This window comes from Actinomadura sp. NPDC000929 (assembly GCF_040492065.1).
GTDB classification, from domain to species: Bacteria; Actinomycetota; Actinomycetes; order Streptosporangiales; family Streptosporangiaceae; genus Spirillospora; species Spirillospora verrucosospora.
In genome coordinates this window covers 89,515-112,829 of the sequence record NZ_JBEUPA010000005.1, presented here as the reverse complement: position 1 = coordinate 112,829, position 23,315 = coordinate 89,515, and the positions used below count along the sequence as shown (strand labels likewise).

Genomic DNA, 23,315 nt, shown 5'->3' with positions numbered 1-23,315 from the left:
GGGGAGGGTGGACATGACCAGGATGCCGGTGCTCTATCTCAGCCACGGCGCGCCTCCGCTGGCCGACGACGACCGGTGGACCGCCGAGCTGGCCCGCTGGTCGGCGGAACTGCCGAGGCCGGAGGCGATCCTCATGGTGTCGGCGCACTGGGAGGAGGCGCCGCTGAGCATCGGCGCGACCCGGCCGGTGCCGCTCGTGTACGACTTCTGGGGCTTCCCCCAGCGCTACTACGACGTCCGGTACGACGCGCCCGGCGCGCCGGCCCTCGCCGACGACGTGCGCAAGCTGATCCCCGGCGTCCACCAGGACGAGGAGCGGGGGCTGGACCACGGCGCGTACGTCCCGCTCGTGGAGATGTACCCGGACGCCGAGGTGCCCGTGCTGCAGATGTCGATGCCCACCCTGGAGCCCGAGCGGCTCTTCGAGATCGGGCGGAGCCTCGCGCCGCTGCGCGACCAGGGCGTCCTCATCGTCGGGAGCGGTTTCACCACGCACAACCTGCGGGAGATGCGCCCGGACCCGGACGCGGCGCCGCCCGCCTGGTCGGCGGAGTTCGACGAGTGGACGGACCGGGCCGTGCGGGGCGGCGACGTCGACTCCCTGCTCGACTTCCGCGCCAAGGCCCCGGCGGCGCGCATCGCGCACCCCCGGACGGAGCACTTCGCGCCCCTGTTCGTGGCGCTCGGCGCCGACGCCGACGCCGCCTCGGGACGGCGGTCGGTCATCGACGGCTACTGGCTCGGACTGGCCAAGCGCTCGTTCCAGTTCGGCTGACCGGGAGGTCAGTCGGTCCGGACGGGCACGTCCATCCGCGCGAAACCGGTGCGCCAGGACGCGACCCGCGGCTTCCAGCCGAGGCTCAGCGCCTTGGCGTTGGACGCCGGACGGCCCGTCGCCGCCGCGTGCTTGCCGGCGCTGCCCGGGCTGGGCGCGCCGAGCGCCGCGCTGTAGACCGGCAGCCAGTCCGCCGTGGTCGCCGGCTCGTCGTCGACGATGTTGACGGGCCCGGCCGGCCACTCCAGGGCGGCGAGCGCCGCCGACGCCGCGTCGTCGACGTGCACGAACGACGTCCAGGACGGCGCCTCGCGCAGGCCGCCCGCCCGCACCCGCTCGGCGATCGCGCCGTCGGGGGCGTACCAGGTGCCGGGGCCGTAGAGCGCCCCGTACCGCAGGACGACGCCGTGCGGCATCTCAGAGACCGCCTGCTCCAGCGCCGCGATGCCCGCGTAGGGCGGCAGGTGCGAGTCGAGCGGGTCGGTCTCGACGGCGGGCGCGTCGCCCGGCACGTACAGCCAGGCGATGCTCTGCGCGACCATGGTCCGCACGCCGGCGGCCTTCGCCGCGTCGACCAGGTTGCGGGTGCCCACGATCCGCAGGTGCGAGTTGGCCTGGAAGTCCTCGGCGCTGAGGTCGGTGAGCTGGTGGACCACGGCGTCGGGGCGCTCGGCCTCCATGACCTCGCGCACCGCGGCGGCGTCGAGCACGTCCAGCACGACCGGCGCGGCCCCGAGGTCGCGGACCATGCCGGTGCGTTCGGTTCGGCGTGTCGTCCCTGCGACCTCGTGGCCCGCCTGGACGAGCAGCGGGATCAGCCGGCGGCCGACTACTCCGGTCGCTCCGGCGAGGAGAATCTTCAAGGGGGTACCTCCGCGACTTTCACGCCATCGTGCATCGTCTGCTGTGGGGTCTGCCAGCACTGGTCACGCCCGGCGTTCCGCATGGACACCCCCCTGCGTCCGGCCGGACGAAGTCGGACGGGCCACACCGCCCCCCGGCGGCTCGTCCGCCATGAGCGTACCGCCGGGAAGCGCCCGAACGCGTTTCGCGTGCGCCGCGGGCGAGAATTCTTGTTCTCTGACGGGATTCGGCACGGCGAAGGAACGGCGGCACATGAAGATCACTCTTGTCCACGGCGACATCACCGAGCAGAGGGTCGGAGCGGTCGTGAACGCGGCGAACTCGTCGCTGCTGGGCGGGAGCGGGGTGGACGGCGCGATCCACCGCAGGGGCGGCCCGGAGATCCTGGAGGAGTGCCGCCGGCTCCGCTCGTCGCACTACGGCGGCGGCCTGCCGACCGGCCAGGCGGTGGCCACGACGGCGGGCCTGCTGCCCGCCGCGTGGGTGATCCACACCGTCGGCCCCGTGTACTCCTCCTCCGAGGACCGCTCCCACCAGCTCGCCTCCTGCTACCGCGAGTCCCTCCGCGTCGCCGACGAGCTGGGCGTCGACTCGATCGCCTTCCCCGCCGTGTCGGCCGGCATCTACGGCTGGCCCGTGGACGATGCCGCCCGCATCGCGGTCGGCACCGTCCGGGGCACCCCGACCCAGGTGATGGACGCCCGCTTCGTCCTGTTCACCGAGGCCGCCTACGACGCCTTCGAGCGTGTCGTGGGAGCGCTCTAGCGCTCCTCGGGGGAACGCTCAGCCCTCGTCGTCGCCCTTCGGCGGCGGCACCACCAGGACCGGGCGGTGGGCATGGTGCAGCACGCGGGTGGACACGCTGCCCAGGATCACCGACCGGGCCCCCGCCAGACCGCGGGAGCCGGTGACGACGAGGGAGGCGTTCAGCTCCTCCGCCACGTCCACGATCGCGGCCCACACCGGCCCGCCGCCGCGCTCGGCGCGCACCGCCACGTCGGTCAGCCCCGCCTTGGCGGCGATGTCGGCGCCCTGCTGGGCGAGCCGCTCCGCCTGCTTCTCCTCCTCGTACTGCTCGCCCTCGTCGATCCTGCCCGCCACGGGCACCGCGGCGGCCAGCGGCGCCCAGGAGATCTGGGTCAGCAGCGGCTCCCACACGGTCATGATCACGGTCGGCCCGGGGCGCAGGTGCCGCGCGACGTACTCCACGGCCGCCCGCGCGTCGTCAGAACCGTCGTATGCGATGAGAACTGTCATACGATCAACTTCTCCACCGCCGCGCGCCGCGAACGCGAACGCGGAGGTCAGTGGCGAATCTCTCAGGCGCGGGACCCGCTCAGCCGCGCGCCGGGGCGCGGCCGGCGCCGGGCGGGCCCGCGAAGGCCTGCGCCACGTCCAGCCAGCGGTCGGCGTCGGGGCCGGTCGCGGTGAGGTCCAGGTCGGCGCGGTGGCGGCGCTGGGTCACCGCGTGGCAGAAGTCGAGGGCGGGGCCGGTGACCGACTGGCGGGCGTCCGGCGGGCCCCAGGTCCACTCGTCGCCGTCCGGTCCTCGCAGGACGACGCGGAACTCCTCGGCCGGGGGCTCCAGGCCCCGGGTGCGGAACGCGAAGTCGCGGGTGCGGACGCCGATGTGCGCGACATGCCGGAGGCGGGACGTGGGCGCGCGGCGCTCGCCGAGCGCGTCGGCGACGTCCTCGCCGTGCGCCCAGGTCTCCATCAGCCGCGCGGTCGCCATGGACGCGGCGCTCATCGGGGGGCCGAACCAGGGCAGGCGCGTTCCCGGCGGGACGGCGGCCAGCGCCTCCACCATCCGGGCGCGGCTCTCCCGCCAGCGGGCGAGCAGGCGGGCGGGCTCCTCCCGGGCGCCCTCCCGCGCACCGGCCTCGACGTAGCCGCCGGGGTCGGCCATGGCCTCCTCGACGATCCCCGCGAACGCGGCGGCGTCGGTGGCCGCGACGACGGCCTGCGCGTCCGTCCAGGCCAGGTGCGCGATCTGGTGCGCGATCGTCCAGCCCTCGGCCGGGGTCGGGTCGGCCCAGCGGCCGGCGGCCAGCGGCGCGACCAGGGCGTCGACGGAGTCGCCCTCGGCGGCGAGGTCGGCGAGCAGGAGCGTCAGGTCCGGCATCCCGCCATGATCCCGTGCCGGGGGCGGCCGGTACAGGGCCGCACGGAATCCCGTTCAGCCGAGGAGCTCGCGCGCGGCGGCGTAGTCGGCCTTCCCGTTCGGCAGCCGCAGACCGCGGTCGGTCCGCACGAACGCCTTCGGGATCTTGTAGCGGGCGAGATGGGCGGCGCAGCCCTCGCGCAGCTCCCGGTCGGACGGGGCGCCGGACGGGCCGACCACCGCGACGATCTCCGTCCCCCAGCGCTCGCTCGGGCGGCCGACCACCAGCGCGTCGGCGACGCCGGGCAGGCCGCGCAGGACGGTCTCGACCTCCTCCGCGAACACCTTCTCGCCGCCGGTGTTGATCGTGGTGGCCTCGCGTCCGTGCACCTCGACGGCGCCGTCGGCGAGGAGCCGGGCCCGGTCGCCCGCGACGACGAGGCGCTCGCCGTCCACGGTGAGGAAGGTGGACGCGGTCTTCACCGGGTCGCCGAGGTAGCCGAGCGGGATCGCGTCGCCGCCCTTGGCCAGCCAGCCGAGCTCGTCCTCGCCGGGCGCGAGCCGCCGGGACCGGTCCGCGCTGAGCACGGCCGTGCCCGGCGCCGCGCGGAACGTCCGCGCCGCCGGGCCGTGCCGGGTGACCTGGAAGCCGCTCTCGGAGGAGCCGAGGACGTCCACGAGCCGGGCGTGCGGGAGGAGTTCGAGGAGCCGCGCCTTCACCCCCGGGCTGACGCCCGCGGCGGAGTTGATCAGCGTCCGCAGGGAGCCGAGGTCGTGCGGGCGCGCCTCCAGGGCCGCCACGATCGGACGGGCGAACGCGTCCCCGACCAGCGGCATCCGGGTGGCGCGCTCGCGCTCGGCGGTGGCCATCAGGTCGGCGGCGTCCAGGCCGTCCACCCGGTCGGGGAACACCACGCAGCCGCCGCCGCACCAGCCGCCGAGCGCCGACCACGTGCCCCCGCCGTGCATGAGCGGCGGCCCGACCAGCACGCGGACGTCGCTGCGGACGGCCCGCTCGACCGCCTCGCCGAGGTCGGTGAGGGGCGTGCCGTCGCGGCGCCGCAGGCCGAGCGGCCCGGTCATCAGGTCGCCGATCCGCCACAGCACGCCCTTCGGCAGCCCCGTCGTGCCGCCGGTATAGAGGATGTGGAGATCGTCCGGGCTCGGCCGGACGGGGAGGGGCTCGCGGGACGCCTCGGCGAGCGCGTCCTCGTAGTCGAGCGCGCCGGGGAGGAGGGCGGCCCCCGAGTCGTCCGCCACCTGGAGCAGGAGCGGGCCGGTGCCGAGCCTGCGGACGACACGGCCGATCACGTCCGCGAACCGCGCGTGGTAGAGGACGGCGGCCGGCCGGGCGTCGGCGAACAGCTGGGCCAGTTCGTCGTCCACGTACCGGTAGTTGACGTTGAACGGCGCGACCCGTGCCTTGTGCGCGCCGACGAGGCCCTCCAGGTACTCGGGTCCGTTGTGCAGGTAGAGGGCGAGATGGTCGTGGGGCGACTCCCACGGCTCGTGCGCCGCGCCGCCGCCGTCCCGGACGCGCACGCCGAGCCCGTGGGCGTGCAGGACGTTCGCCAGCCGCCGCGTCCGGTCGGCGACCTCGCGCCAGGTGGCCCGGCGCTCGCGCCACACCAGGCACTCGCGGTCGGGGATCGCGGCGGCGATGGCCTCGTGCAGGGTCGCCAGGTCGAGCATCGGCACTCCTCCGGGGGACGGGGCGTCGGCAGCACCGTAACCGATGACTTACCGAATCCGGTTCAGTGGGTGCGATCTCACGAAGTGAACTGATGTACGAGGCATAGGTCCGGACCGCCGACAATTACCCCGTGCCCCCTGTCCCGAGGCCGCGGGGGGAGGTGACCCGCGGCACCACCGCCCCCAACCGGCTGCGCAGGATCGACCGCTGGATCGCCGCCACCCAGACCTCCGCGCTGCGCTCGGGCGTGCGGCCGCTGGCCGTCGACCTCGGCTACGGCGCGTCCCCGGTCACCACCTTCGAGCTGTACTCGCGGCTCCGCCCGGTGTCTCCGCGCCTGGAGGTCGTCGGCATCGAGATCGAGCCGGCCCGGGTCGCCGCCGGGGTCGCCTTCGCGGCCGCGACCGGCCCCCACGAAGGCCTGTCCTTCCGGCGCGGCGGCTTCGAACTGCCGGTGCCGCGCCCGCCGGTGCTGGTGCGGGCGTTCAACGTCCTGCGGCAGTACGACGAGGCCGCGGCATGGCGCGCATGGGACGACCTGCGGGCGCGCCTCGCCCCCTCCGGCGTCCTCGTCGAGGGGACGTGCGACGAGATCGGGCGCCGCGCCGTCTGGGTGACGCTCACCGCCGACGGCCCTCGGACCATCACCTTCGCGGCCCACGTGCGCTCGCTCGAACGGCCGTCCGCACTGGCCGAACGGCTGCCCAAGACGCTGATCCACCGCAACGTCCCCGGCGAGCCCGTCCACGAGTTCCTGACCGCGTTCGACCGCTGCTGGGCGACCGCGGCGCCCCACTCGGCGTTCGGCCCCCGCGCGCGCTGGGTCGAGGCGGTGTCGCTGCTGGCGCGGACCCATCCCGTCTTGGCGCGGCCCCCGTACGGCGGCCGGAACCGGTGGCGCCTCGGCGAGGTCACGCTCCCCTGGAGCGCCGTCGCGCCCTCGCGGTGAGAACCCCTACTCGCGGTGAAGCTTGTGCGGGGCGGCCTGGACGCGCGGCTGGACGTCGATGCGGTCGATGTTGACGTGCGGCGGGCGGGTCACGGCCCAGGCGACGCAGTCCGCGACGTCGTCGGCGACCAGCGGTTCGGGGACGCCCTCGTACGGCTTGGCGGCCTTCTCCTCGTCCCCGCGGAAGCGGACCAGCGAGAACTCCTCGGTCTTCACCAGGCCCGGCGCGATCTCGGTGACCCGGACGGGCTCGGCGACCAGTTCCAGGCGCAGCACCTCGTTGACCGCGTAGGCGGCGTGCTTGGCCGCGTTGTACCCGCCGCCGCCCTCGTAGGCGACGTGCCCGGCCAGCGAGGTGATGTTCACGACGTGGCCCGCGCCGCTCTCGACCAGCTTCGGCAGGATCGCCTTGGTGACGCGGACGAGGCCGATGACGTTGCTCTCGTACATCGACCGCCAGTCGTCGAGGTCGGCGGTCGCGACGCTGTCCAGGCCGAGCGCCCCGCCGGCGTTGTTGACCAGGACGTGGCAGGCGCCGACGGCCGCCGCCAGCGCGTCCACCGACTCCTGCGAGGTGACGTCCAGGGTGAACGGCGCCACCTTCCCCGCGCCCGGCACGCTCTCCGCGATCTCCTCGGCGAGGGCGTCGAGGCGGTCGCGGCGCCGTGCGGCGAGCACGACGTTGAACCCCTCGGCCGCCAGGCGCCTCGCCGTGGCGGCCCCGATGCCGCTGCTTGCTCCGGTCACTATCGCCGTCTTGCGCATGCGTCCAGTCTTCCGGGTGGGTGAGCGTGGATCGGCAGAGTAAGCCCGGACGGCAGCCTATCCGCGCGTCGCCCCCGGGTGAGGTGCGTCACTGTGGCGGACGGTCGCGCTTGCCCCCCGAACCGGGGGAACACGAAACCCGGTCGGTAGGTTGCACTGTCGGAGGTGGTGTCGGGTGTCGCGTCGTATCAGCCGGGTTGCGACAGTCAGTGTGCATACGTCCCCTCTGGACCAACCGGGCACCGGCGACGCGGGCGGGCTGAACGTCTACGTGGTCGAGGTCGCCAGGCGGCTCGCCGCCAGGGGCGTCGAGGTGGACATCTTCACCCGCGCGACCTCGCGGGCCCTTCCGCCCGTCGTGGAGCTCGCGCCGGGCGTCCTCGTCCGCAACGTGGTCGCCGGGCCGTTCGAGGAGCTCGACAAGGCCGAGCTTCCCCGGCACCTGTGCGGGTTCACCTCCGGAGTGCTGCGCGCCGAGGCCGCCCACGAGCCCGGCCACTACGACCTCCTCCACACGCACTACTGGCTCTCCGGCCAGGCGGGCTGGGCGGCCAAGGAGCGGTGGGGCGTCCCGCTCGTCCACTCCATGCACACGATGGCCAAGGTCAAGAACGCGGCCCTCGCCGACGACGACCAGCCCGAGCCGGCCGAGCGCGTCCTCGGCGAGGAGCAGGTCGTGGCCTCGGCCGACCAGCTCGTCGCCAACACCGCCAAGGAGGCCGGGGAGCTCGTCGACCTCTACGGCGCCGACCCCTCCCGCGTCGCGACCGTCAGCCCCGGCGTCGACCTGTCGCTGTTCCGCCCCGAGTCGCCCCTCATCGCCCGCGGCACCGGCCTCCTGCCCCATCGGACCGGCCCCGCCCGCCGCCGCCTCGGCCTGCCCCGCGACGCCTACGTGCTGCTGTTCGTCGGCCGCATCCAGCCGCTGAAGGCGCCCGACGTGATGCTGCGCGCCGTCGCCCGCATGCTGGCCGACGACCCCGCGCTGCGCTCGCGTCTCGTCGTCGCCGTCGTCGGCGGCCCGAGCGGCTCCGGGCTGTGCCGCCCCGCGGGCCTGCAACTGCTCGCCGCCGAACTCGGCATCTCCGACGTCATGCGCTTCGAGCCGCCGGCCCCGCAGCGCGAGCTGGCCGACTGGTACCGCGCCGCGGACGTCACCGTCGTCCCGTCCCGCAGCGAGTCGTTCGGACTCGTCGCCGTCGAGTCCCAGGCCTGCGGTACTCCCGTGGTGGCGTCCCGTGTCGGCGGCCTGTGCACGGCGGTCGCCGACGGCGAGTCCGGCGTGCTGGTCTCCGGCCACGACCCCGCCGACTACGCCGCCGTCCTGCGGCGCCTGCACGCCGAGCCCGGCCTGCACGCCCGCCTCGCCCGCGGCGCCGTCCGGCACGCCCACGACTTCGGCTGGGACGCCACCGTCGACCGCCTTCTCGACGTGTATACCGGTGCCATGCCGGTGCCGACCGCGGCCGCGCGGGCCACCGTTTAGCCGAGCCGACCGGGGGCGCGGGGAGCCGCCCTCCAGGGGGGAGCACACGTGACCGTCGTCGAGACCATCCGCGAGACGCTGAGGTCCAACGAGCTGGAGTTCGAGGAGCCGCGCGACAACGCGTTCTTCGTCAAGCTCCCCGGCCAGCACAAGCTCGCCACCATGACGTGGCTCATCGCCGGCGACCACTCGCTGCACGTCGAGGCGTTCTTCTGCCGCCGTCCCGACGAGAACCACGCCGAGTTCTACCGGTTCCTCCTGGAGAAGAACGGCCGCATGTACGGGGTCGCCTTCGCGCTGGACGACGTCGGCGACGTCCACCTCGTCGGGAAGGTCCCGCTCGAATCGGTGTCCCCGGAGGAGATCGACCGCCTCCTCGGCTGCGTCCTCACCTACTCCGACGAGAACTTCGACAAGGCGCTGGAGCGCGGGTTCAAGTCGTCCATCCAGCGCGAGTGGGACTGGCGCGTCAAGCGCGGCGAGAGCCTCGCCAACCTCCAGGCCTTCGCCTCCTTCGCGGACCCGGCCAACCGCGAGTGACGCGCGCGGGGCCGCTAGGCTCTGGTGCCATGGCGACCCTGGTATTGCTCCGGCATGGCGAAAGCGTCTGGAACGCGGAAGGGCTGTTCACCGGCTGGGTGGACGTCGACCTCTCCGCGAAGGGCGAGAGCGAGGCGACCAAGGGCGGCGATCTGCTGCTCGACGCCGACATCACCCCCGACGTGCTGCACACCTCCCTGCTGAAGCGGGCCATCCGCACCGCCAACATCGCCCTCGACGTGGCCGACCTGCTCTGGATCCCGGTGAGGCGCTCCTGGCGCCTCAACGAGCGCCACTACGGCGCCCTCCAGGGCAAGAACAAGGCGCAGACGCGCGAGGAGTTCGGCGAAGAGCAGTTCATGACCTGGCGCCGCTCCTACGACACCCCGCCGCCGCCCATCAAGGACGACGACCCCCTGTCCCAGGTCAACGACCTGCGCTACGCCGAGCTGCCGTCCGAGCTGATCCCGCGCTCGGAGTGCCTCGCCGACGTCGTCGACCGCATGCTGCCGTACTGGTACGACTCGATCATCCCCGACCTGGCCGCCGGCAAGACCGTCATGGTCGCCGCGCACGGCAACTCCCTGCGCGCCCTGGTCAAGCACCTGGACGACATCTCCGACGAGAAGATCGTCGGCCTGAACATCCCCACCGGCATCCCGCTCGTCTACGAGCTGGACGACGACTTCTCCCCGCTCAAGCGCGGCGGCGAGTACCTCGACCCGGCCGCCGCGAAGGCCGCCATCGAGGCCGTCAAGAACCAGGGCGCCGCCAAGGGCGGGAGCGCCCCCAAGCCCGCCGCGAAGAGCCCCGACCCGAAGGACGAGCGCAAGTCCAGGCGCGGCAAGCGCAAGTAGCCCACGAGGGGCCGCCTCCCGGCGGCCCCTCGCATGCCGGACGCGGGCCGGCGAGGTCACCCGGAGCCGGCGCTCGCGGGAACGGCCGCGCGGTCGCCGCGGTGGATGCGCACGGCCACGGCGAGCCCGGCGACGGTGAGCGCGGCCGCGACGGGGAAGAGCGAGCGCGGGCCCGGCCCGTCGCCGATCAGCGTCCCGCCGAGCCAGCCGGCGAACGCGGCGGCGACCTGGAACCCCGAGGCGTTCACGGCCACCGCCAGCGTGGGGGCCGCGCCCGCCGTGGTCAGGACGCGGGTCTGCATGCCCGGGAGGATCGCGAAGGCGAGCAGCCCGAGCGCGAACGTCATCACGGCGGCCAGGGGCCGGACCCCGCCGACCGCCCAGAACAGCGCCAGGGCGCCGGCCAGCGCGCCGAGGAGCCAGGCCAGTGAGGGCATCAAAGCCCGGTCCGAGAGCCGGCCGCCGAGGAAGTTGCCCGCGACCGCGCCCGCGCCGTACACCAGGAGCAGCGCCGGGACGGCGCCCTCGGGGAACCCGCTGACCTCGGTGAGCAGCGGCGCGATGTAGGTGAAGACGGTCACCACGCCCACGTTGCCCAGGGCGGTGAGGGCGATCGCCAGGCGGACGTCCCGTCCCGCGAACACGCGCAGTTCGCCCCAGAGCGGACCGGTCGCGGCGGCGGGCAGGGCGGGCACGAACCGCAGCACCATGAGCAGGCCCGCGGCGGTGAGCGCGGCGACCGCGCCGAAGGTCGCCCGCCAGCCGAGGGTCTGGCCGATCACGGTGCCCAGCGGGGCGCCGAGGATGATGCCGAGGTTCAGCCCGAGCGCCACCTTCGCGATGGTGGAGGACTCCCGGCCCGCGGGGGCCGTGGAGGCGGCGGTGGCGATGGCGACCGCGAAGAACGTGGCCACGACCAGTCCCGCGGCGAACCGCGCCGCGAGCAGCACCGGGTAGTTCGGCGCCAGGGCGGAGCCGAGGTTGCCGAGGACCGACACGGCGATGAGGCCGGTGACGAGCGGTTTGCGCGGCACCCGCGCCGTCAGGACGGTGACGACCGGACCGCCGACGATCATGCCGAGCGCGTAGGCGCTCACCAGGCGCCCGGCGGCGGGCACCGAGACGCCGAGGTCCGCCGCCACGTCCGGCAGGATGCCCGCGATGACGAACTCGCCGGTGGTCAGGCCGAAGACGACCAGCATCAGGGAGAAGAGGGAGGGGGGCACGCACGCTCCATTTACTTCGAACTCGGATGATTCGAATTAGCAATATCATGATTCGAAGTACAGGCGCTACACTCGGGGCATGGGCGAGCAGATGGAACGGGACGTGTGCAAGCTGGTCCACCGGTTCGCGCAGCGGCTCGACGTCCACGCCCGGCGGGTCGCCGACGAGGTGGGCATGACCGCGGCCCAGGTCGTCGCGCTCCGCGAGCTGTCCGAGCCGATCACGGCCCGCGAGCTCGCCCACCGCATGGCCTGCGAGGCGTCGAACGCGACCTTCCTGGTCGACCGCCTCGAAGGGCAGGGCCTCGTCGAGCGCCGCCCCCACCCGACCGACCGCCGCGCCAAGCAGATCGTCCTCACGCCGGACGGCGAACGCTGCCGCGCCGACGTCCTCGAACGCCTCGACGCCGACTCGCCGCTGACCGCGCTCGCCCCGGCCCAGCAGGAGTCCCTGCGCGACCTCCTCAGGTCGCTCCTGGGGGAGTCCGTCTAGCCGAGAGCCCGTCTAGCGGGTGATGGAGAGGCGGGCGGCGCGGCCCTTCTCGCCCGCGGCCCAGCAGCCGCCGTCGGGCGCGCAGTCGACGGTGTCGAAGCTCCCGGTGTCGAACCGGGTCCACGTGCGGCCTCCGTCGAGGCTGCCGTCGCTGCCCGTGGGGCCCACCGCCAACACCGCCGGACCCGCATACGCAGGCCACACGCTTCCCGAGCGGTACTCGGCCGGCGGGCGGCGCGCGGGACGCCACGTGCGGCCCCCGTCGGCGGTCGTCGCCGCGGCCGCCGGCGACGGCTGTCCGGGCCGGTAGTCGCCGCCGACCGCGACGCCGTGCCGGGAGTCGCGGAACGCCACCGCGAACACGCCCTGGGACGGGCTGGACGGCAGCGGCGTGTCGGCGACGGTCCAGGTGAGGCCGCGGTCCCCGGAATGGAACACGCGCGAGCGCGACGCCCCGCCCGTCGCCAGCCACACGTCCCGCGGCCCGTGGCTCACCAGGCACTGGCCGCTGGCGGCGAACCCGGCCTCGCCCTCCAGCGCCGGGGGCATGCCCCCAGGCGGCAGGACCCGCCAGCTGCGCCCCGCGTCGCCGGTCGCGATGATCCGGAACCGGCCGTCCACGGGGTCGCTGACCGCCAGCCCGTGCCGGGAGTCGAGGAACGTGAGGCAGTCGTAGAACGCCCGGGGATCGTCGTTCCTGAAGCCGAGCGTCCAGGTGACGCCGCCGTCCGAGGTCCGGTAGACGCGGGACGCGTCGCCCTCGCCGATGGCCAGCACGACCGCCCGCCGCGCGTCGAACGCCTCGATGTCACGGAACTCCAGGCCCTCCGCGCCGGCCGGGGCGACATCGCGCCACGTGCGGCCGCCGTCGGTCGTCCGCAGCACGGTCCCGCCGCCGCCCGCCAGCCAGGCGGTCTCGCGGCCGACCGCCGCCAGGCCGCGGAACCGCGCCTCGCTGCCGGTCGGAGTGAGGCGCCAGGCGGGCCGGTGCGCCCCCGGCGTGGCCCGCGCCGACGCGGTGCCGGGCACCCCGAGGGACGCCGCCGCCACCGCCCCGCACAGCCCGGCCGACGCCATCGCCCGCACCAGTGCCCGCATCGGTCTCATGACGCGCAAGCTAACGAACGTTGATCAAGCCGTCCAGACCCCTCGCGCCCTTCGTGTCCCGCCGCCGCGCGGGCGCGCAGGCGCGACCGGATCAGGCCGAGTCGACGATCTCCTCGGGACGCTGGCCGGTGACCAGGTAGACGACGTTCTCCGCGACGTGCACGGCGTGGTCGGCGAAGCGCTCGAAGTAGCGCCCGGCGAGCGTGATGTCCACGGCCGGCTCGACGCCGTGCCGCCACTTCGGGGACAGCAGGATGTCGAACAGGCGGCGGTGCAGCCGGTCCATCTGGTCGTCGTCGGCGTCCAGCTCCAGGCCCATCTCGACGTCCTGGGACGCGATCACGCTGCCGGTCTTGGCGATCATCCGCTCGGCGATCTGCCCCATCTCCAGCACGGTCGCCTGCAGCTCGGGCGGGACGGCCGACTCGGGGTGGCGCCGCCGGGCCGTCTTGGCGATGTGCACGGCGAGGTCGCCCATGCGCTCCAGGTCGCCGCTCATCCGCAGCGCGGTGATCAGGGTCCGCAGGTCGCCGGCGACCGGCTGCTGGCGGGCCATGAGGTCGAACACCGTCGCCTCGATGTCGGCGTCGATCTTGTTGACGTGCTCGTCCCCGCTGATGACCTCCTCCGACAGCCGCAGGTCGGCGTCCAGGAGGGCGGTCACCGCGCGGGCCATCGCGGACCGGACGAGGCGGGTCATCTCCACCAGGCTGTCGGTGAGGGAGTCGAGTTCCTCGTGGTAGGCGTCGCGCACTTGAGAATCCTTCGATGTGGACGGGGGCGGGCGGGGCAGGGCGGACTCGCCCACGCCACACTTTGCCCCACGGGCATGAACGCATCCGGAGGGAAAGGTGAACTTTCGGGTAACGAGAAGGCGCTGACCAGGGCAGGGGGGAAGCGTTACTCCGATCGCCGCTTACGATCCGAGGTGTGGAGGTCGAGATTGTCGCGAGCCTGACAGGGCTCGCCGGGCTCGCGATCGGGCTCGCGACTGGATTGGCGGTGCGGGTGAGCGAGCGAGCCCAGCGGACGGCGGTAGCGACGAACCCGGTGGGCAGCCTGCCGCCGGGCGTCGCCTCGGTCCTCAGCGTCCTGCGGTCCTCGGCCGTCGTGGTGGACGGCGAGGACCGGGTGCTGCGGGCCAGTTCCGCGGCGCGGGCGTACGGACTGGTCAGCGGCGACCACGTCGTGGTGGACGAGGTGATCGCGATGACCCGGCTGGTGCGCCGCGACGGGGAGATCCGCGAGACCGAGATACAGGTCGGCCCGAACGGCGGCCGCCGGCGGGCCGACGGGCGCTGGTTCGCGGTCCGCGTCGCGCCGCTCGGCTCCCACGGGCTCGTCCTCGTGCTCGCCGAGGACCTCACCGACATGCGCCGCACCGAGGCGATCCGCCGCGACTTCGTGGCGAACGTCAGCCACGAGCTGAAGACCCCCGTGGGCGCGCTGTCCCTGCTCGCCGAGACGGTCGAGAGCGCCGCCGACGACCCGGAGGCCGTCCGCCGGTTCGCCGGCCGGATGCAGTACGAGTCGGTGCGGCTGAACAACCTCGTCCAGGACCTGATGACGCTGTCGCGCGTCCAGGGCGACGAGCCGCTGCCCGAGCTCACCCCGGTCACCCTTGAGGAGGTGATGGCGGAGGCGCTCGAACGCTGCCAGATCAAGGCGGTCGCCAAGGACATCCAGCTCGCGGCCGGCGGCGAGGACGGGCTGCGCGTCCGCGCCGACCAGGAGCTGCTGGTCACCGCGCTGCGCAACCTCGTCGACAACGCCGTCGCCTACAGCCCCGAGCACACCCGGGTCGTCGTCTCGACCCGCCGGTGCGACGAGACGCACGTCGAGATCAACGTGACCGACCAGGGCATCGGCATCCCGGAGGCCGAGATCGAGCGGATCTTCGAGCGGTTCTACCGGGTCGACCCCGCCCGCTCCCGCCAGACCGGCGGCACCGGCCTCGGCCTCGCCATCGTCAAGCACGTCACCAGCAAGCACGGCGGCGACGTCACGGTGTGGAGCAAGGAGGGGCACGGGTCGACGTTCACGATCCGGCTCCCCCTGATCGACACGCCGCGCCGCCCGGCGGCCGGCGCCACCGCTTTTCCAGCCCCACAGAACACCGCCCGGGAGGCAACACCGTGACCCGCGTGCTCGTCGTTGAGGACGAGGAGTCCTTCAGCGACGCACTCTCGTACAACCTGCGCAAGGAGGGCTTCGAGGTGGCCGTCGCCGCCACCGGCCCCGACGCGCTGGACATCTTCGAGCGCAACGGTGCCGACCTCGTGCTCCTCGACCTGATGCTCCCCGGGCTGCCCGGCACCGAGGTGTGCCGCGAGCTGCGCGCGCGCTCCAGCGTCCCGGTGATCATGCTGACCGCCAAGGACAGCGAGGTCGACAAGGTCGTCGGCCTGGAGCTCGGCGCCGACGACTACGTCACCAAGCCGTTCTCCACCCGCGAGCTGATCGCCCGCATGCGGGCCGTGCTGCGCCGCCAGGGCGAGGTCGAGGAGCCGGCGCCCGCGACGCTGGAGGCCGGTCCGGTCCGGATGGACGTGGAACGCCACGTCGTCAGCGTGGGCGGCGAGCCCGTCCAGCTCCCGCTCAAGGAGTTCGAGCTGCTGGAGGTGCTGCTGCGCAACGCCGGCCGCGTCCTCACCCGGATGCAGCTCATCGACCGCGTGTGGGGCGCCGACTACGTGGGCGACACCAAGACGCTGGACGTCCACATCAAGCGCCTCCGCGCCAAGGTCGAGGAAGTCCCCTCCACACCGCGGTACATCGTCACCGTCCGGGGCCTCGGCTACAAGTTCGAGCCCTAGCCGAACGCCGTGACCTGCGTTTTCATCGATGAGGGCGAAGCGTGCGCGGCGGGGATGGCCCCGCCGCGCTGCTGGGGTCCCGAAGTGCCATCTGGGCACTTGGGCGTCTTCCGACGAGCCAGACCGCCGTTGACCTCGCTCAGATTTCGACCAAGACGCCCTTGAGGCGCCTCTCGTAGAAGCTGTGCTCCAGCCAGGATCGCCGCTTCCGCACGGATGACCGCGTAAGACCTCGGGGCTGCCATGTCTTCCAGTAGCCGTGCTCCTCGTCGGGGAACCAACGGCTGCTGATGTTCAGGAACTCCGCGTCCGTCCTGTTCCGCTCCATCTCGAAGGCGAGCCGGGAAAGCTCGACGAGACTGAAGTGGCACATCGGGGCGGTAGCGCAGAGAGTCGCGAACTCCTCCGCCTGAAGTTCCGGATGGGCCCGCAGCAGCTTGGTCCGCTCCCGCCTGGAGAGCGCCGCGAGCGGCTTGCCGGCCAAGCCGTGTTCATCGAACCGGGCAGGGGAGTAGCGAGGGAGGTCCACCAAGGACCTGAAGTCCTTGAGCAGTTCCAGGTTGAGCAGATGGCCCGCGGTCAGCAGGTACACCCGCTTGCCCCGCTCCCCCCTGATCACCAGGCACAGATGGGTGACCTCCTCCTGCTGGGCCTGCCGGATGACCGGCAGGAGAGGAGAGTCCTCCAGTTCCATGCCGGCGATCACCTGCTCCATGAGGGTTGCGACGACCCCGACCTTCTGCCGCCTTCCGGCCATGGCTGTACACCTTTCTGGGTTGTCGTTCGAACTGATGCTCCGAGAGCATGACGGCGCCCACGTCGGCAGCCGTCAAGAATGATCGTCCGGCCTTGACACGCAGCGACAAGGCCCAGCATGAACCACGAGCCCTGACGGACATGAGGAACGGCCCGTCCCGGATGGGACGGGCCGTTCCTCATGGGTTCGGGCCGGGTTCGGCGGGTCAGCCGGCGGTCGGCGTCTCTCCAGTGGCCGGCGTCTGGACGGCGCCCGGGGACGGGGACGCCTCGGGGCCGCCCTGCTCAGCGCCCGGGGACGGGGACGTGTTCGCCCCTCCGCCGGGGGTCTGGCCGGGCGTCTGGCCGCCAGGGGTCTGGCCGCCGGGGGTCTGGCCGCCGGGGGTCTGCGGCGTGGCGGGGGTCATGGGCAGCGGGTAGGTGCTGAACTGGTCCTGCCGCGCCACGACGGGCACCTGGAACTCGACGGACCCGGCGCGCTCGAACCGCATCGTCAGCGGGACCGTGGACCCGGCGAGGAGTTCCTTGTTGAGCTGGGGCAGCACCACGAGCGGCACCTCCCCGCCGGCGCTCGGCGAGACCGACGGACCGCTGCCCTGCGGGCCCATGGTGTTCTGCGAGGTCGGGGTCTCGGACACGTTCGGCGTCGCGCCCTGGCCGGTCGGCTCCGGGGTGGCGCCGCCGGACGGCGCGGCCGGGCCGGAGGGCGTGCCGCCGGTCGGAGTGGCGCCGGGCTGCTGCGTCTTCTTCTTGCCGCCCTGCTGCTGCGGGGTGGGGGCCGCCGAAGGCTTGCCGAGCAGCTTGGTGAAGCTGCCCGTCCCGTCCGCGGCGGCGGGGGGCAGCGTGAGCGAGCCGCCCTCGATCTTCGCCTCGCCGCCGAACGCCGGGGAGCTGACGGAGACCAGGCGGTCCGGCCGGCCCTGCACCTGGTTGATGATCGCGCCGTAGAGGGCCAGGGACGTGCCCGCGGGGATGGGCGGCCCCGCCTCCGGGCCCAGCAGGAACATGTCGCGCAGGTCGATCTGCGGGGCCTGCGGCCTGTTCAGCGGCACCGACACGTTGACGCCCTCGGTGAGCTGCGTGGGGGCGGCGGTCTGGGGCTTCTCGCCCGCGCCGCAGCCGGAGACCACCGGCGCGATGGCGACGGCGCCCGCGACGGCGAGCACGACCATTCGACGGCTGTTTCGGATCACGGCGGCGGTCTCCTCGCGAGATATCAGGTGAAGAGGTGGTTTCAGAGAATTGTGGGACGGGCGTGAGATACGCCAGGGGAAGCGTAGCGAGGTCTTGCCGGAAACCCCTCCCCGGGGTGGCCGACACGCCCTGGCGGGAGACCTAACCGGAACCCAGACCCTTGATCTTCCCGGTGAGTCCGGGCCCGGCCGCGGGCGCCCGGACGACCTCGGTGACCACGCCGTCCGGCCGCACGAAGACGGCGGTGAGGCCGGTGCCCGTCGGGCCGGGCGTGCCGGGCGCGGGCGAGTAGGCGCCGGCCAGGACCCCGGCGCGGTCCTCCAGGATCTGCGGCGTCCCGTTGTGGGCCGTGCCCGCGCACGCCTTGAGGTCTTTCAGGGACAGGGGCTTCCGGGCGCCCGCGGGGCGCGGGTCGGCGACGAGCCAGAAGGTGAGGGTGTACTCCTGCGTCCGGCCGGCCAGCTCCGCCACCAGGCCCTCGCACCGGTACCCGGGCGGGACGACGGCGATCACGCCGGGGCGCAGGTCGCGCAGCGGCCGGGAGACGCGGCCGGCGGTCACGAGGTCGACCCGGCGGTCGGGCAGGAGCCCGCCGACCCTGCCGGGGCTCGCGGTGGGGCGCGGGGCCAGCTGGGCGGTCGTCGGCCGCGGGGCGGGACGGGGGCCGAACGCGGTCATCAGCACGCCGCTCAGCAGCGCGACCAGCAGCGCGCCCGCGATGATCGGGACGGCGACCCCGAACCGGGTCAGCGGGCGGTACAGCCGCCGCACGCGGGCCCTGCGCCGCCTCCGGCGCCGCTCCCGGTGGTAGGCGGCGACGTCCCGCTCCAGCTCGCGGGCGTCGTCGGGCACGACGACGTCAACGCGCGGAAGCCCGTAGTCGTCGGGTTCCGGGTCGCCGCCGTCCGGCCTCACGCGGCACCTCCCTCGCCGATCGGTGTTCCCGCGGGACGCGCGTCCCGACCCCGTGTCCTATTAAGACCCTTCCGGGCGCTTCGTACCCGCGCGGCGCAGGGTGCTCACATCCCAGTATGGAACCCGTCCGCACCGTCGGCGGAATGATGCTTGTATCCGGGGGCCGGTTGCCGGTAAGGGCGCGGGGGAGGGATCGCGGTGTTCTTTCGGCTACGCTGAGCGAGGGGAACTGGTCTTCGATGCACCAATAAAGGGGTTTGTCAATACCTCAATATGTGGCTTGACCTGCGCATTTGTCGGGAAGGCGGGTTCGGGCACGCTCGTTTCCGTGCTACCCTGGTTCTAGCGGAAGGGGTACTTGTCACATGACTTTCCAGGTCGGCGACACCGTCGTCTACCCCCACCATGGGGCTGCTCGGATCGAGGCCATCGAGACTCGCACCATCAAGGGTGAGGACAGGACCTACCTGGTCCTGAAGGTTGACAAGGGTGACCTGACGGTACGGGTCCCGGTCGAGAACGTCGAGGACGTGGGCGTCCGGGACGTCGTCGGCCAGGACGGGCTGGAGAAGGTGTTCGAGGTGCTTCGCGCACCCTACACCGAGGAGCCCACCAACTGGTCGCGCCGGTACAAGGCGAATCTTGAGAAGCTCGCCTCCGGCGATGTCAACAAGGTCGCGGAGGTCGTCCGCGACCTCTGGCGGCGCGACAAGGAGCGTGGGCTGTCCGCGGGTGAGAAGCGGATGCTCGCCAAGGCGCGCCAGATCCTCGTGAGCGAGCTCGCGCTCGCCGAGAAGACCAACGAGGACAAGGCAGAGGCTCTGCTCGACGAGGTCCTGGCCAGCTGAGAGGCCGGCCGCGTTGAACTCAAGGCTCCCTCGGGTGGGCGTCGGCACCGACGTCCACCCGTTCGCGTCCGAGCCCCGGCCCCTGTGGGTCGCGGGGCTCGAATGGCCGGGCGAGGGCCACGGCCTCGCCGGGCACTCCGACGGCGACGTCGCCGCGCACGCCGCCTGCGACGCGCTCCTCTCGGCCTGCGGTCTCGGTGATCTCGGCGCCGTCTTCGGCACGTCCGACCCGCGCTGGTCCGGCGCGTCCGGCGTCGCCCTGCTGCGCGAGGTCGCCCGCCTCGTCGACGAGGCCGGTCACACGATCGGCAACGTCGCCGTCCAGGTCATCGGCAACCGCCCCAAGATCGGCAAACGGCGCGCCGAGGCGGAGAAGACCCTCAGCGAGGCGCTGTCCGGCGCGCCGGTCACCGTCTCCGCCACCACCACCGACGGCCTGGGCCTGACGGGGCGGGGCGAGGGCCTCGCTGCCATCGCCAACGCCCTCGTGCTCCCGCCCGCCTGACGGGCGCCGCTACGACGGAGCCGGGTGGACGGTGCCCGTCACCTCGCCGAAGGCGATGCGGGAACCGGCGGCTCCCGGCGCCTGGGCGCGGATGGTCACGGTGTCGCCGTCCTCCAGGAACGTGCGCTCCGTGCCGTCGTCCAGCAGCAGGGGCTCCTGGCCGTTCCAGCTGAGCTCCAGAAGGCAGCCGCGCTCCTCGCGCTCGGGTCCCGAGACCGTGCCGGACGCGAACAGGTCGCCGGTGCGGAGCGGGGCGCCGTTCACCGTCGCGTGCGCGAGCTGCTGCGGCGGCGTCCAGTACATCGACGCGAACCTCGGCCGCGCCGCCACCCGCCCGTTGATCAGGACCTCCAGGTGCAGGTCCAGGCCCCAGGGCTCGTCGCAGCGCAGGTAGGGCAGCGGCGCCGGGTCCTGGACGGGCGGCGGGACGCGCGCGGGCTCCAAGGCCGCGACCGGCACCACCCACGACGAGACCGACGTCGCGAACGACTTGCCGAGGAACGGGCCGAGCGGCTGCGACTCCCACATCTGCAGGTCGCGCGCGCTCCAGTCGTTCACCAGCACGAACCCGAACACGTGGTCGCGGAACGCGGAGGCCGGGACCCCGCGCCCGGCGGGGGAGGGGACGCCCACGACGAAGCCGACCTCCGCCTCGAAGTCCAGGCGCCGCGACGGGCCGTAGGACGGCGCCGGGTCGTCCTTCGCCCGCCGCTGCCCCGACGGCCGGATGATCGGCGTCCCCGCCGGGTACACGGTCCCGGAGCGGCCGTGGTAGGCGACCGGCATGTGCTTCCAGTTCGGCGGCAGCGGCTCGCCCTGGGGCCGCAGGATCCGTCCCGCGTTCGTCGCGTGGTGCTCCGAGGAGTAGAAGTCGACGTAGTCGGCGACCTCGAACGGCTTCTGCAGCTCCACGTCCGCGACCGGGATCAGGTGCGGCTCGACGCGCTCGCGGTACGCCTCGTCGGTGAGCAGCTCCGTCACCCGCTCCCGGTTCGCCCGCCAGGCGGCGCGTCCCGCGACCATGAAGGCGTTCAGCGACCCGGAGGCGAAGTACCGCCGGTCCTCCACCAGGCCCGCGGCCGACATCTCGGCCAGGTCGAGGACGCGGTCGCCGATGGCCACGCCGACGCGCGGCAGTTCTCCCGGGCGCGAGAAGATCCCGTACGGCAGGTTCTCGATACCGAAGCCGCCGTCCTGGCTGCCCTCGACCCATGAAACGGTCGTCATGGAGGCATACCTTCCCCCGCCTCCTCCCTTTCACCCGGTGCGGGTAGATCAGCCGAGGTGGGAGGAAAGGCGGCTTTTCAGATCAGGGCAAAGGCCGCGGTTGCCATGCCGGGGCCCGCTCCCTATTCGGCGGGAGGGACGGGCCCGCTGCGGAAGTTGCTGGACGGCGGCGGGTTCGCGTCGTCCTCCCCCGGACGATCGCCCGTCTTGAGGGCTTCCGTGCCGGGGTCTCCGGCGTCGGGGTCCTCGGCGCGGTCGGCGGGCGGGCCGTCGTCCTCGTCCTCGCCGGTGTCGTAGGGCGGGGGCACCACGATGTCGGGGCGGGTCGTCGCGGCGGGCGGGGGCTCCTCGGCGGCGCGGTCGCGGCCCCGGACGAGCTCGACGTCCGTCGGCAGCCGGTCGGGCACCGCGTCCAGCGGCCGGCGCGGCTGCGGCAGCGGGTCGAGCGGCGGCGCCGGCTCCGACGACAGGCTCTCCTCGAAGGTGAAGGCGAAGGGGTCGTGCTCCTCCGCCGCGGGCTCCTCGGCGAGGGGCCCGGGGTTCTCCGGGAGGGGCTCGGGCCTGTCGGCGACGGGCCACTCGGGCTCGTCCCTGAACGGCAGGATCGGCTCGCGCTCCGGCTCGGGCACGCGCTCCGGCCCGGCCTCGTGCGCGGGAGGCGCCTCCAGCGCGAGCGGCGGCGCCGCGGGCCCGAGGACCTTGACGTGGCCGCGCTGCGCCTCGGGCGGCGCCTCCTCCCCGGCGGCGGGCCTGGCCACCCGGATCTGCTTGACCATCGTCAGCCACAGCCAGACGGCGATCACGAGCATCGCGTGCGGCGCCACGGCCACGCCCGTCCGCACCGCGTCGTCCGGCAGCGGGCCGAACCCCCGGACCGAGCGCTGGACGGACGCCGCGGCGCCCCCGGCGAGGAGCAGGACCAGCAGCGTCCAGCGCGGCAGCCGCGTCCACCAGCGGGCGTTGCGGGTGACCACGAGGGACAGGATCGTCACGGCGGTGAGGGTGTCGGCCATCGCCGGGTACAGCGGCGCCCAGCGGCGGCCCACCCCGCCCGCGACGGCGAGCTCGCGCAGCACGTCGTAGGTCAGCGCGAAGGCGCCGCCCGCCAGCGCGGCGACGACGAGGCCGGCGACGGTGGTCAGCAGCCGCCGCTGCACGGCGGTGTAGGAGGGCCGGGTCGGATCAGTCGGCATGTCTCTCGTTCCGGAAGGGAGGGGTCCTCCGCCGAGATTAACCAGCCAGGACGCCGCCGAACCGCAACTTCTTAGTGATCACTGTGACGCTGCGCACTATAAGTGGGGAGACGTACGGTATTGGAGAGGTCAGGCGAGGGAGGCACCGATGGCGTGCGGCAGGTTCGTGCGGGTCACGCGGGCCCGGGCGGCCGGGTAGCGCCGCCGTGGCACCCTCGCGGGACCGGCTCGGCGAACCGGTCCGGATCTTCGACGGACGGGCGGCGGCCCGCCGCACCTGGGCGTGGCTGGCGCTGCTGTGCCTGGCCGCCGCCGCGCTCGTCCCCGCGGCCGTCGTGTACCTGCACGACCACGTGTGGTGGGTGGGCGTCCCGGCGCTGCTCCTGTCGATGGGGTACGCCGCCGCCGCCGGGTGGATCGCGGGACGCGACCGTCCCCGCGTCCGGGCCCGCGTCGCCGTCCTCCACACCGGCGGCCTGGAGGTCACCGGGCCGGGCGGCGGCGCCCGCACGTGGGACGAGCTCGTCTCGGTGACGGTCGCCGGGGTGCCGGGCGGGCCCGGCGGGCGCGTCCGGTGGTGCTTCACGGTCGTCGCGGACGACGGGAGCGTGCTGCGGCTCGGCGACGACATCCCCGACGTCCGGACGCTCGGCGTGGCCGTCGCCCGGGAGGTGACCGCCCGGATCGTCCCGCGCCACCTGGCGGCGGTGAAGGCGGGGGAGTCCGTGCGGATCGGTCCGTTCACCGTGGACCTGGACGGTGTCGGGAAGGACGGCGAGCGGCTGCCCTGGAGCGCCGTCCAGGACGTGGTGATCGGGAGCGGGATGGTGACGGTCCACGCCGGTCCGGGCCGGGCCGATCTGGCGACGGTCGCCTCCCGGATGCCGGACGCGCTGGCGTTCAGCGTCCTGTGCCACCAGGTCAGGGACCTGATCGAAGATTTCTGAAGATTTTCTCGGCGGGGGTGTCGAGAACGCGCCGGCCGCTCCGATCCTTCTCTGA

25 protein-coding genes are annotated in these 23,315 nt (G+C 73.6%); 12 read left to right on the top strand and 13 right to left on the bottom strand.

The annotated features are described in order from the left end of the window. The first annotated feature begins 13 nt into the window (after positions 1-13). Positions 14-775, top strand: a complete 762-nt coding sequence (locus ABWI04_RS03545; RefSeq protein ID WP_353831398.1) for a dioxygenase family protein — start codon at positions 14-16, stop codon at positions 773-775. Between the two features lie 8 nt (positions 776-783). On the opposite strand, the gene ABWI04_RS03540 is transcribed toward ABWI04_RS03545, so the two are convergent. Continuing rightward, positions 784-1,638 carry an NAD-dependent epimerase/dehydratase family protein gene (locus tag ABWI04_RS03540; protein ID WP_345172976.1) on the bottom strand — a complete coding sequence of 285 codons (855 nt, stop codon included), beginning with the start codon at positions 1,636-1,638 and terminating at the stop codon, positions 784-786. A gap of 253 nt (positions 1,639-1,891) precedes the next feature. Here ABWI04_RS03540 and ABWI04_RS03535 point away from each other — a divergent pair, with 253 nt between their 5' ends. Continuing rightward, positions 1,892-2,404 (top strand): O-acetyl-ADP-ribose deacetylase, encoded by a 513-nt coding sequence (locus ABWI04_RS03535; RefSeq protein ID WP_345172978.1) that lies wholly within the window; start codon positions 1,892-1,894, stop codon positions 2,402-2,404. 18 nt (positions 2,405-2,422) lie between these two features. Here the strand turns inward: ABWI04_RS03535 and ABWI04_RS03530 are convergent, their stop codons facing one another. The 3 genes from ABWI04_RS03530 to ABWI04_RS03520 form a co-directional block, all read right to left on the bottom strand. Continuing rightward, positions 2,423-2,896, bottom strand: coding sequence for a universal stress protein (locus ABWI04_RS03530; RefSeq protein WP_345172980.1), 474 nt, complete (start codon positions 2,894-2,896; stop codon positions 2,423-2,425). A 79-nt stretch (positions 2,897-2,975) separates the two neighbouring features. Further along, entirely contained in the window at positions 2,976-3,764 is a 789-nt protein-coding gene (locus ABWI04_RS03525) for a TIGR03084 family metal-binding protein (protein WP_345172983.1), read from the bottom strand. A 54-nt stretch (positions 3,765-3,818) separates the two neighbouring features. Further along, positions 3,819-5,435: an AMP-binding protein gene (locus ABWI04_RS03520; protein WP_353831397.1), complete on the bottom strand. Its 1,617-nt coding sequence runs from the start codon at positions 5,433-5,435 to the stop codon at positions 3,819-3,821. A gap of 131 nt (positions 5,436-5,566) precedes the next feature. Here ABWI04_RS03520 and ABWI04_RS03515 point away from each other — a divergent pair, with 131 nt between their 5' ends. Next, on the top strand, positions 5,567-6,385 hold the full coding sequence (locus tag ABWI04_RS03515) for a class I SAM-dependent methyltransferase (protein ID WP_345172987.1): 819 nt from the start codon (positions 5,567-5,569) through the stop codon (positions 6,383-6,385). Positions 6,386-6,391: 6 nt separating this feature from the next. Here the strand turns inward: ABWI04_RS03515 and ABWI04_RS03510 are convergent, their stop codons facing one another. Further along, positions 6,392-7,150 carry an SDR family NAD(P)-dependent oxidoreductase gene (locus tag ABWI04_RS03510; protein WP_353831396.1) on the bottom strand — a complete coding sequence of 253 codons (759 nt, stop codon included), beginning with the start codon at positions 7,148-7,150 and terminating at the stop codon, positions 6,392-6,394. A gap of 175 nt (positions 7,151-7,325) precedes the next feature. On the opposite strand from ABWI04_RS03510, the gene mshA reads away from it, so the two are divergent. Genes mshA through ABWI04_RS03495 form a run of 3 tightly spaced genes read left to right on the top strand, consistent with a single transcriptional unit; the run spans position 7,326 to position 10,033 of the window. Continuing rightward, a complete protein-coding gene (mshA, locus tag ABWI04_RS03505; RefSeq protein ID WP_345172991.1) occupies positions 7,326-8,636 on the top strand; it encodes a D-inositol-3-phosphate glycosyltransferase in 1,311 nt (436 codons plus the stop codon). 48 nt (positions 8,637-8,684) lie between these two features. Continuing rightward, the gene (locus tag ABWI04_RS03500; protein ID WP_345172993.1) at positions 8,685-9,176 is read left to right on the top strand and encodes a type III secretion system chaperone family protein; all 492 of its coding nucleotides are present in this window, start codon (positions 8,685-8,687) and stop codon (positions 9,174-9,176) included. Between the two features lie 29 nt (positions 9,177-9,205). After that, positions 9,206-10,033 carry a phosphoglyceromutase gene (locus tag ABWI04_RS03495; RefSeq protein WP_345172995.1) on the top strand — a complete coding sequence of 276 codons (828 nt, stop codon included), beginning with the start codon at positions 9,206-9,208 and terminating at the stop codon, positions 10,031-10,033. 56 nt (positions 10,034-10,089) lie between these two features. Here the strand turns inward: ABWI04_RS03495 and ABWI04_RS03490 are convergent, their stop codons facing one another. Then, complete coding sequence (locus tag ABWI04_RS03490; RefSeq protein WP_353831395.1) at positions 10,090-11,259, bottom strand: MFS transporter; 1,170 nt, start codon at positions 11,257-11,259, stop codon at positions 10,090-10,092. Positions 11,260-11,338: 79 nt separating this feature from the next. Between ABWI04_RS03490 and ABWI04_RS03485 the strand changes: the two genes are divergently transcribed. Further along, the gene (locus tag ABWI04_RS03485) at positions 11,339-11,752 is read left to right on the top strand and encodes a MarR family winged helix-turn-helix transcriptional regulator (protein WP_345172999.1); all 414 of its coding nucleotides are present in this window, start codon (positions 11,339-11,341) and stop codon (positions 11,750-11,752) included. Between the two features lie 12 nt (positions 11,753-11,764). On the opposite strand, the gene ABWI04_RS03480 is transcribed toward ABWI04_RS03485, so the two are convergent. Next, on the bottom strand, positions 11,765-12,859 hold the full coding sequence (locus tag ABWI04_RS03480; protein ID WP_353831394.1) for a WD40/YVTN/BNR-like repeat-containing protein: 1,095 nt from the start codon (positions 12,857-12,859) through the stop codon (positions 11,765-11,767). 91 nt (positions 12,860-12,950) lie between these two features. Further along, entirely contained in the window at positions 12,951-13,613 is a 663-nt protein-coding gene (gene phoU / locus ABWI04_RS03475; protein ID WP_345173003.1) for a phosphate signaling complex protein PhoU, read from the bottom strand. Between the two features lie 176 nt (positions 13,614-13,789). Between phoU and ABWI04_RS03470 the strand changes: the two genes are divergently transcribed. Both ABWI04_RS03470 and ABWI04_RS03465 read left to right on the top strand, forming a co-directional pair. Next, positions 13,790-14,998: a sensor histidine kinase gene (locus ABWI04_RS03470; RefSeq protein ID WP_353831393.1), complete on the top strand. Its 1,209-nt coding sequence runs from the start codon at positions 13,790-13,792 to the stop codon at positions 14,996-14,998. Positions 14,999-15,003: 5 nt separating this feature from the next. Continuing rightward, entirely contained in the window at positions 15,004-15,675 is a 672-nt protein-coding gene (locus tag ABWI04_RS03465; RefSeq protein ID WP_476692268.1) for a winged helix-turn-helix domain-containing protein, read from the top strand. Positions 15,676-15,814: 139 nt separating this feature from the next. Here the strand turns inward: ABWI04_RS03465 and ABWI04_RS03460 are convergent, their stop codons facing one another. The 3 genes from ABWI04_RS03460 to ABWI04_RS03450 all read right to left on the bottom strand — a co-directional run bounded on the left by ABWI04_RS03460 (position 15,815) and on the right by ABWI04_RS03450 (position 18,540). Continuing rightward, positions 15,815-16,432 (bottom strand): hypothetical protein, encoded by a 618-nt coding sequence (locus ABWI04_RS03460; protein WP_353831392.1) that lies wholly within the window; start codon positions 16,430-16,432, stop codon positions 15,815-15,817. Positions 16,433-16,637: 205 nt separating this feature from the next. Continuing rightward, complete coding sequence (locus ABWI04_RS03455) at positions 16,638-17,624, bottom strand: hypothetical protein (protein ID WP_353831391.1); 987 nt, start codon at positions 17,622-17,624, stop codon at positions 16,638-16,640. 142 nt (positions 17,625-17,766) lie between these two features. Further along, a complete protein-coding gene (locus ABWI04_RS03450; RefSeq protein WP_345173011.1) occupies positions 17,767-18,540 on the bottom strand; it encodes a hypothetical protein in 774 nt (257 codons plus the stop codon). 365 nt (positions 18,541-18,905) lie between these two features. Between ABWI04_RS03450 and ABWI04_RS03445 the strand changes: the two genes are divergently transcribed. Both ABWI04_RS03445 and ispF read left to right on the top strand, forming a co-directional pair. Continuing rightward, positions 18,906-19,388 (top strand): CarD family transcriptional regulator, encoded by a 483-nt coding sequence (locus ABWI04_RS03445; protein WP_021599843.1) that lies wholly within the window; start codon positions 18,906-18,908, stop codon positions 19,386-19,388. A gap of 34 nt (positions 19,389-19,422) precedes the next feature. Next, the gene (ispF, locus tag ABWI04_RS03440) at positions 19,423-19,893 is read left to right on the top strand and encodes a 2-C-methyl-D-erythritol 2,4-cyclodiphosphate synthase (RefSeq protein WP_353831390.1); all 471 of its coding nucleotides are present in this window, start codon (positions 19,423-19,425) and stop codon (positions 19,891-19,893) included. Between the two features lie 9 nt (positions 19,894-19,902). Here the strand turns inward: ispF and fahA are convergent, their stop codons facing one another. Beyond that, the gene (fahA, locus tag ABWI04_RS03435; protein ID WP_353831389.1) at positions 19,903-21,120 is read right to left on the bottom strand and encodes a fumarylacetoacetase; all 1,218 of its coding nucleotides are present in this window, start codon (positions 21,118-21,120) and stop codon (positions 19,903-19,905) included. Between the two features lie 122 nt (positions 21,121-21,242). Next, a complete protein-coding gene (locus tag ABWI04_RS03430) occupies positions 21,243-22,313 on the bottom strand; it encodes a DUF2637 domain-containing protein (protein ID WP_353831388.1) in 1,071 nt (356 codons plus the stop codon). A gap of 206 nt (positions 22,314-22,519) precedes the next feature. Here ABWI04_RS03430 and ABWI04_RS03425 point away from each other — a divergent pair, with 206 nt between their 5' ends. Beyond that, a complete protein-coding gene (locus ABWI04_RS03425; protein ID WP_353831387.1) occupies positions 22,520-23,260 on the top strand; it encodes a DUF6585 family protein in 741 nt (246 codons plus the stop codon). Positions 23,261-23,315: the final 55 nt, after the last annotated feature.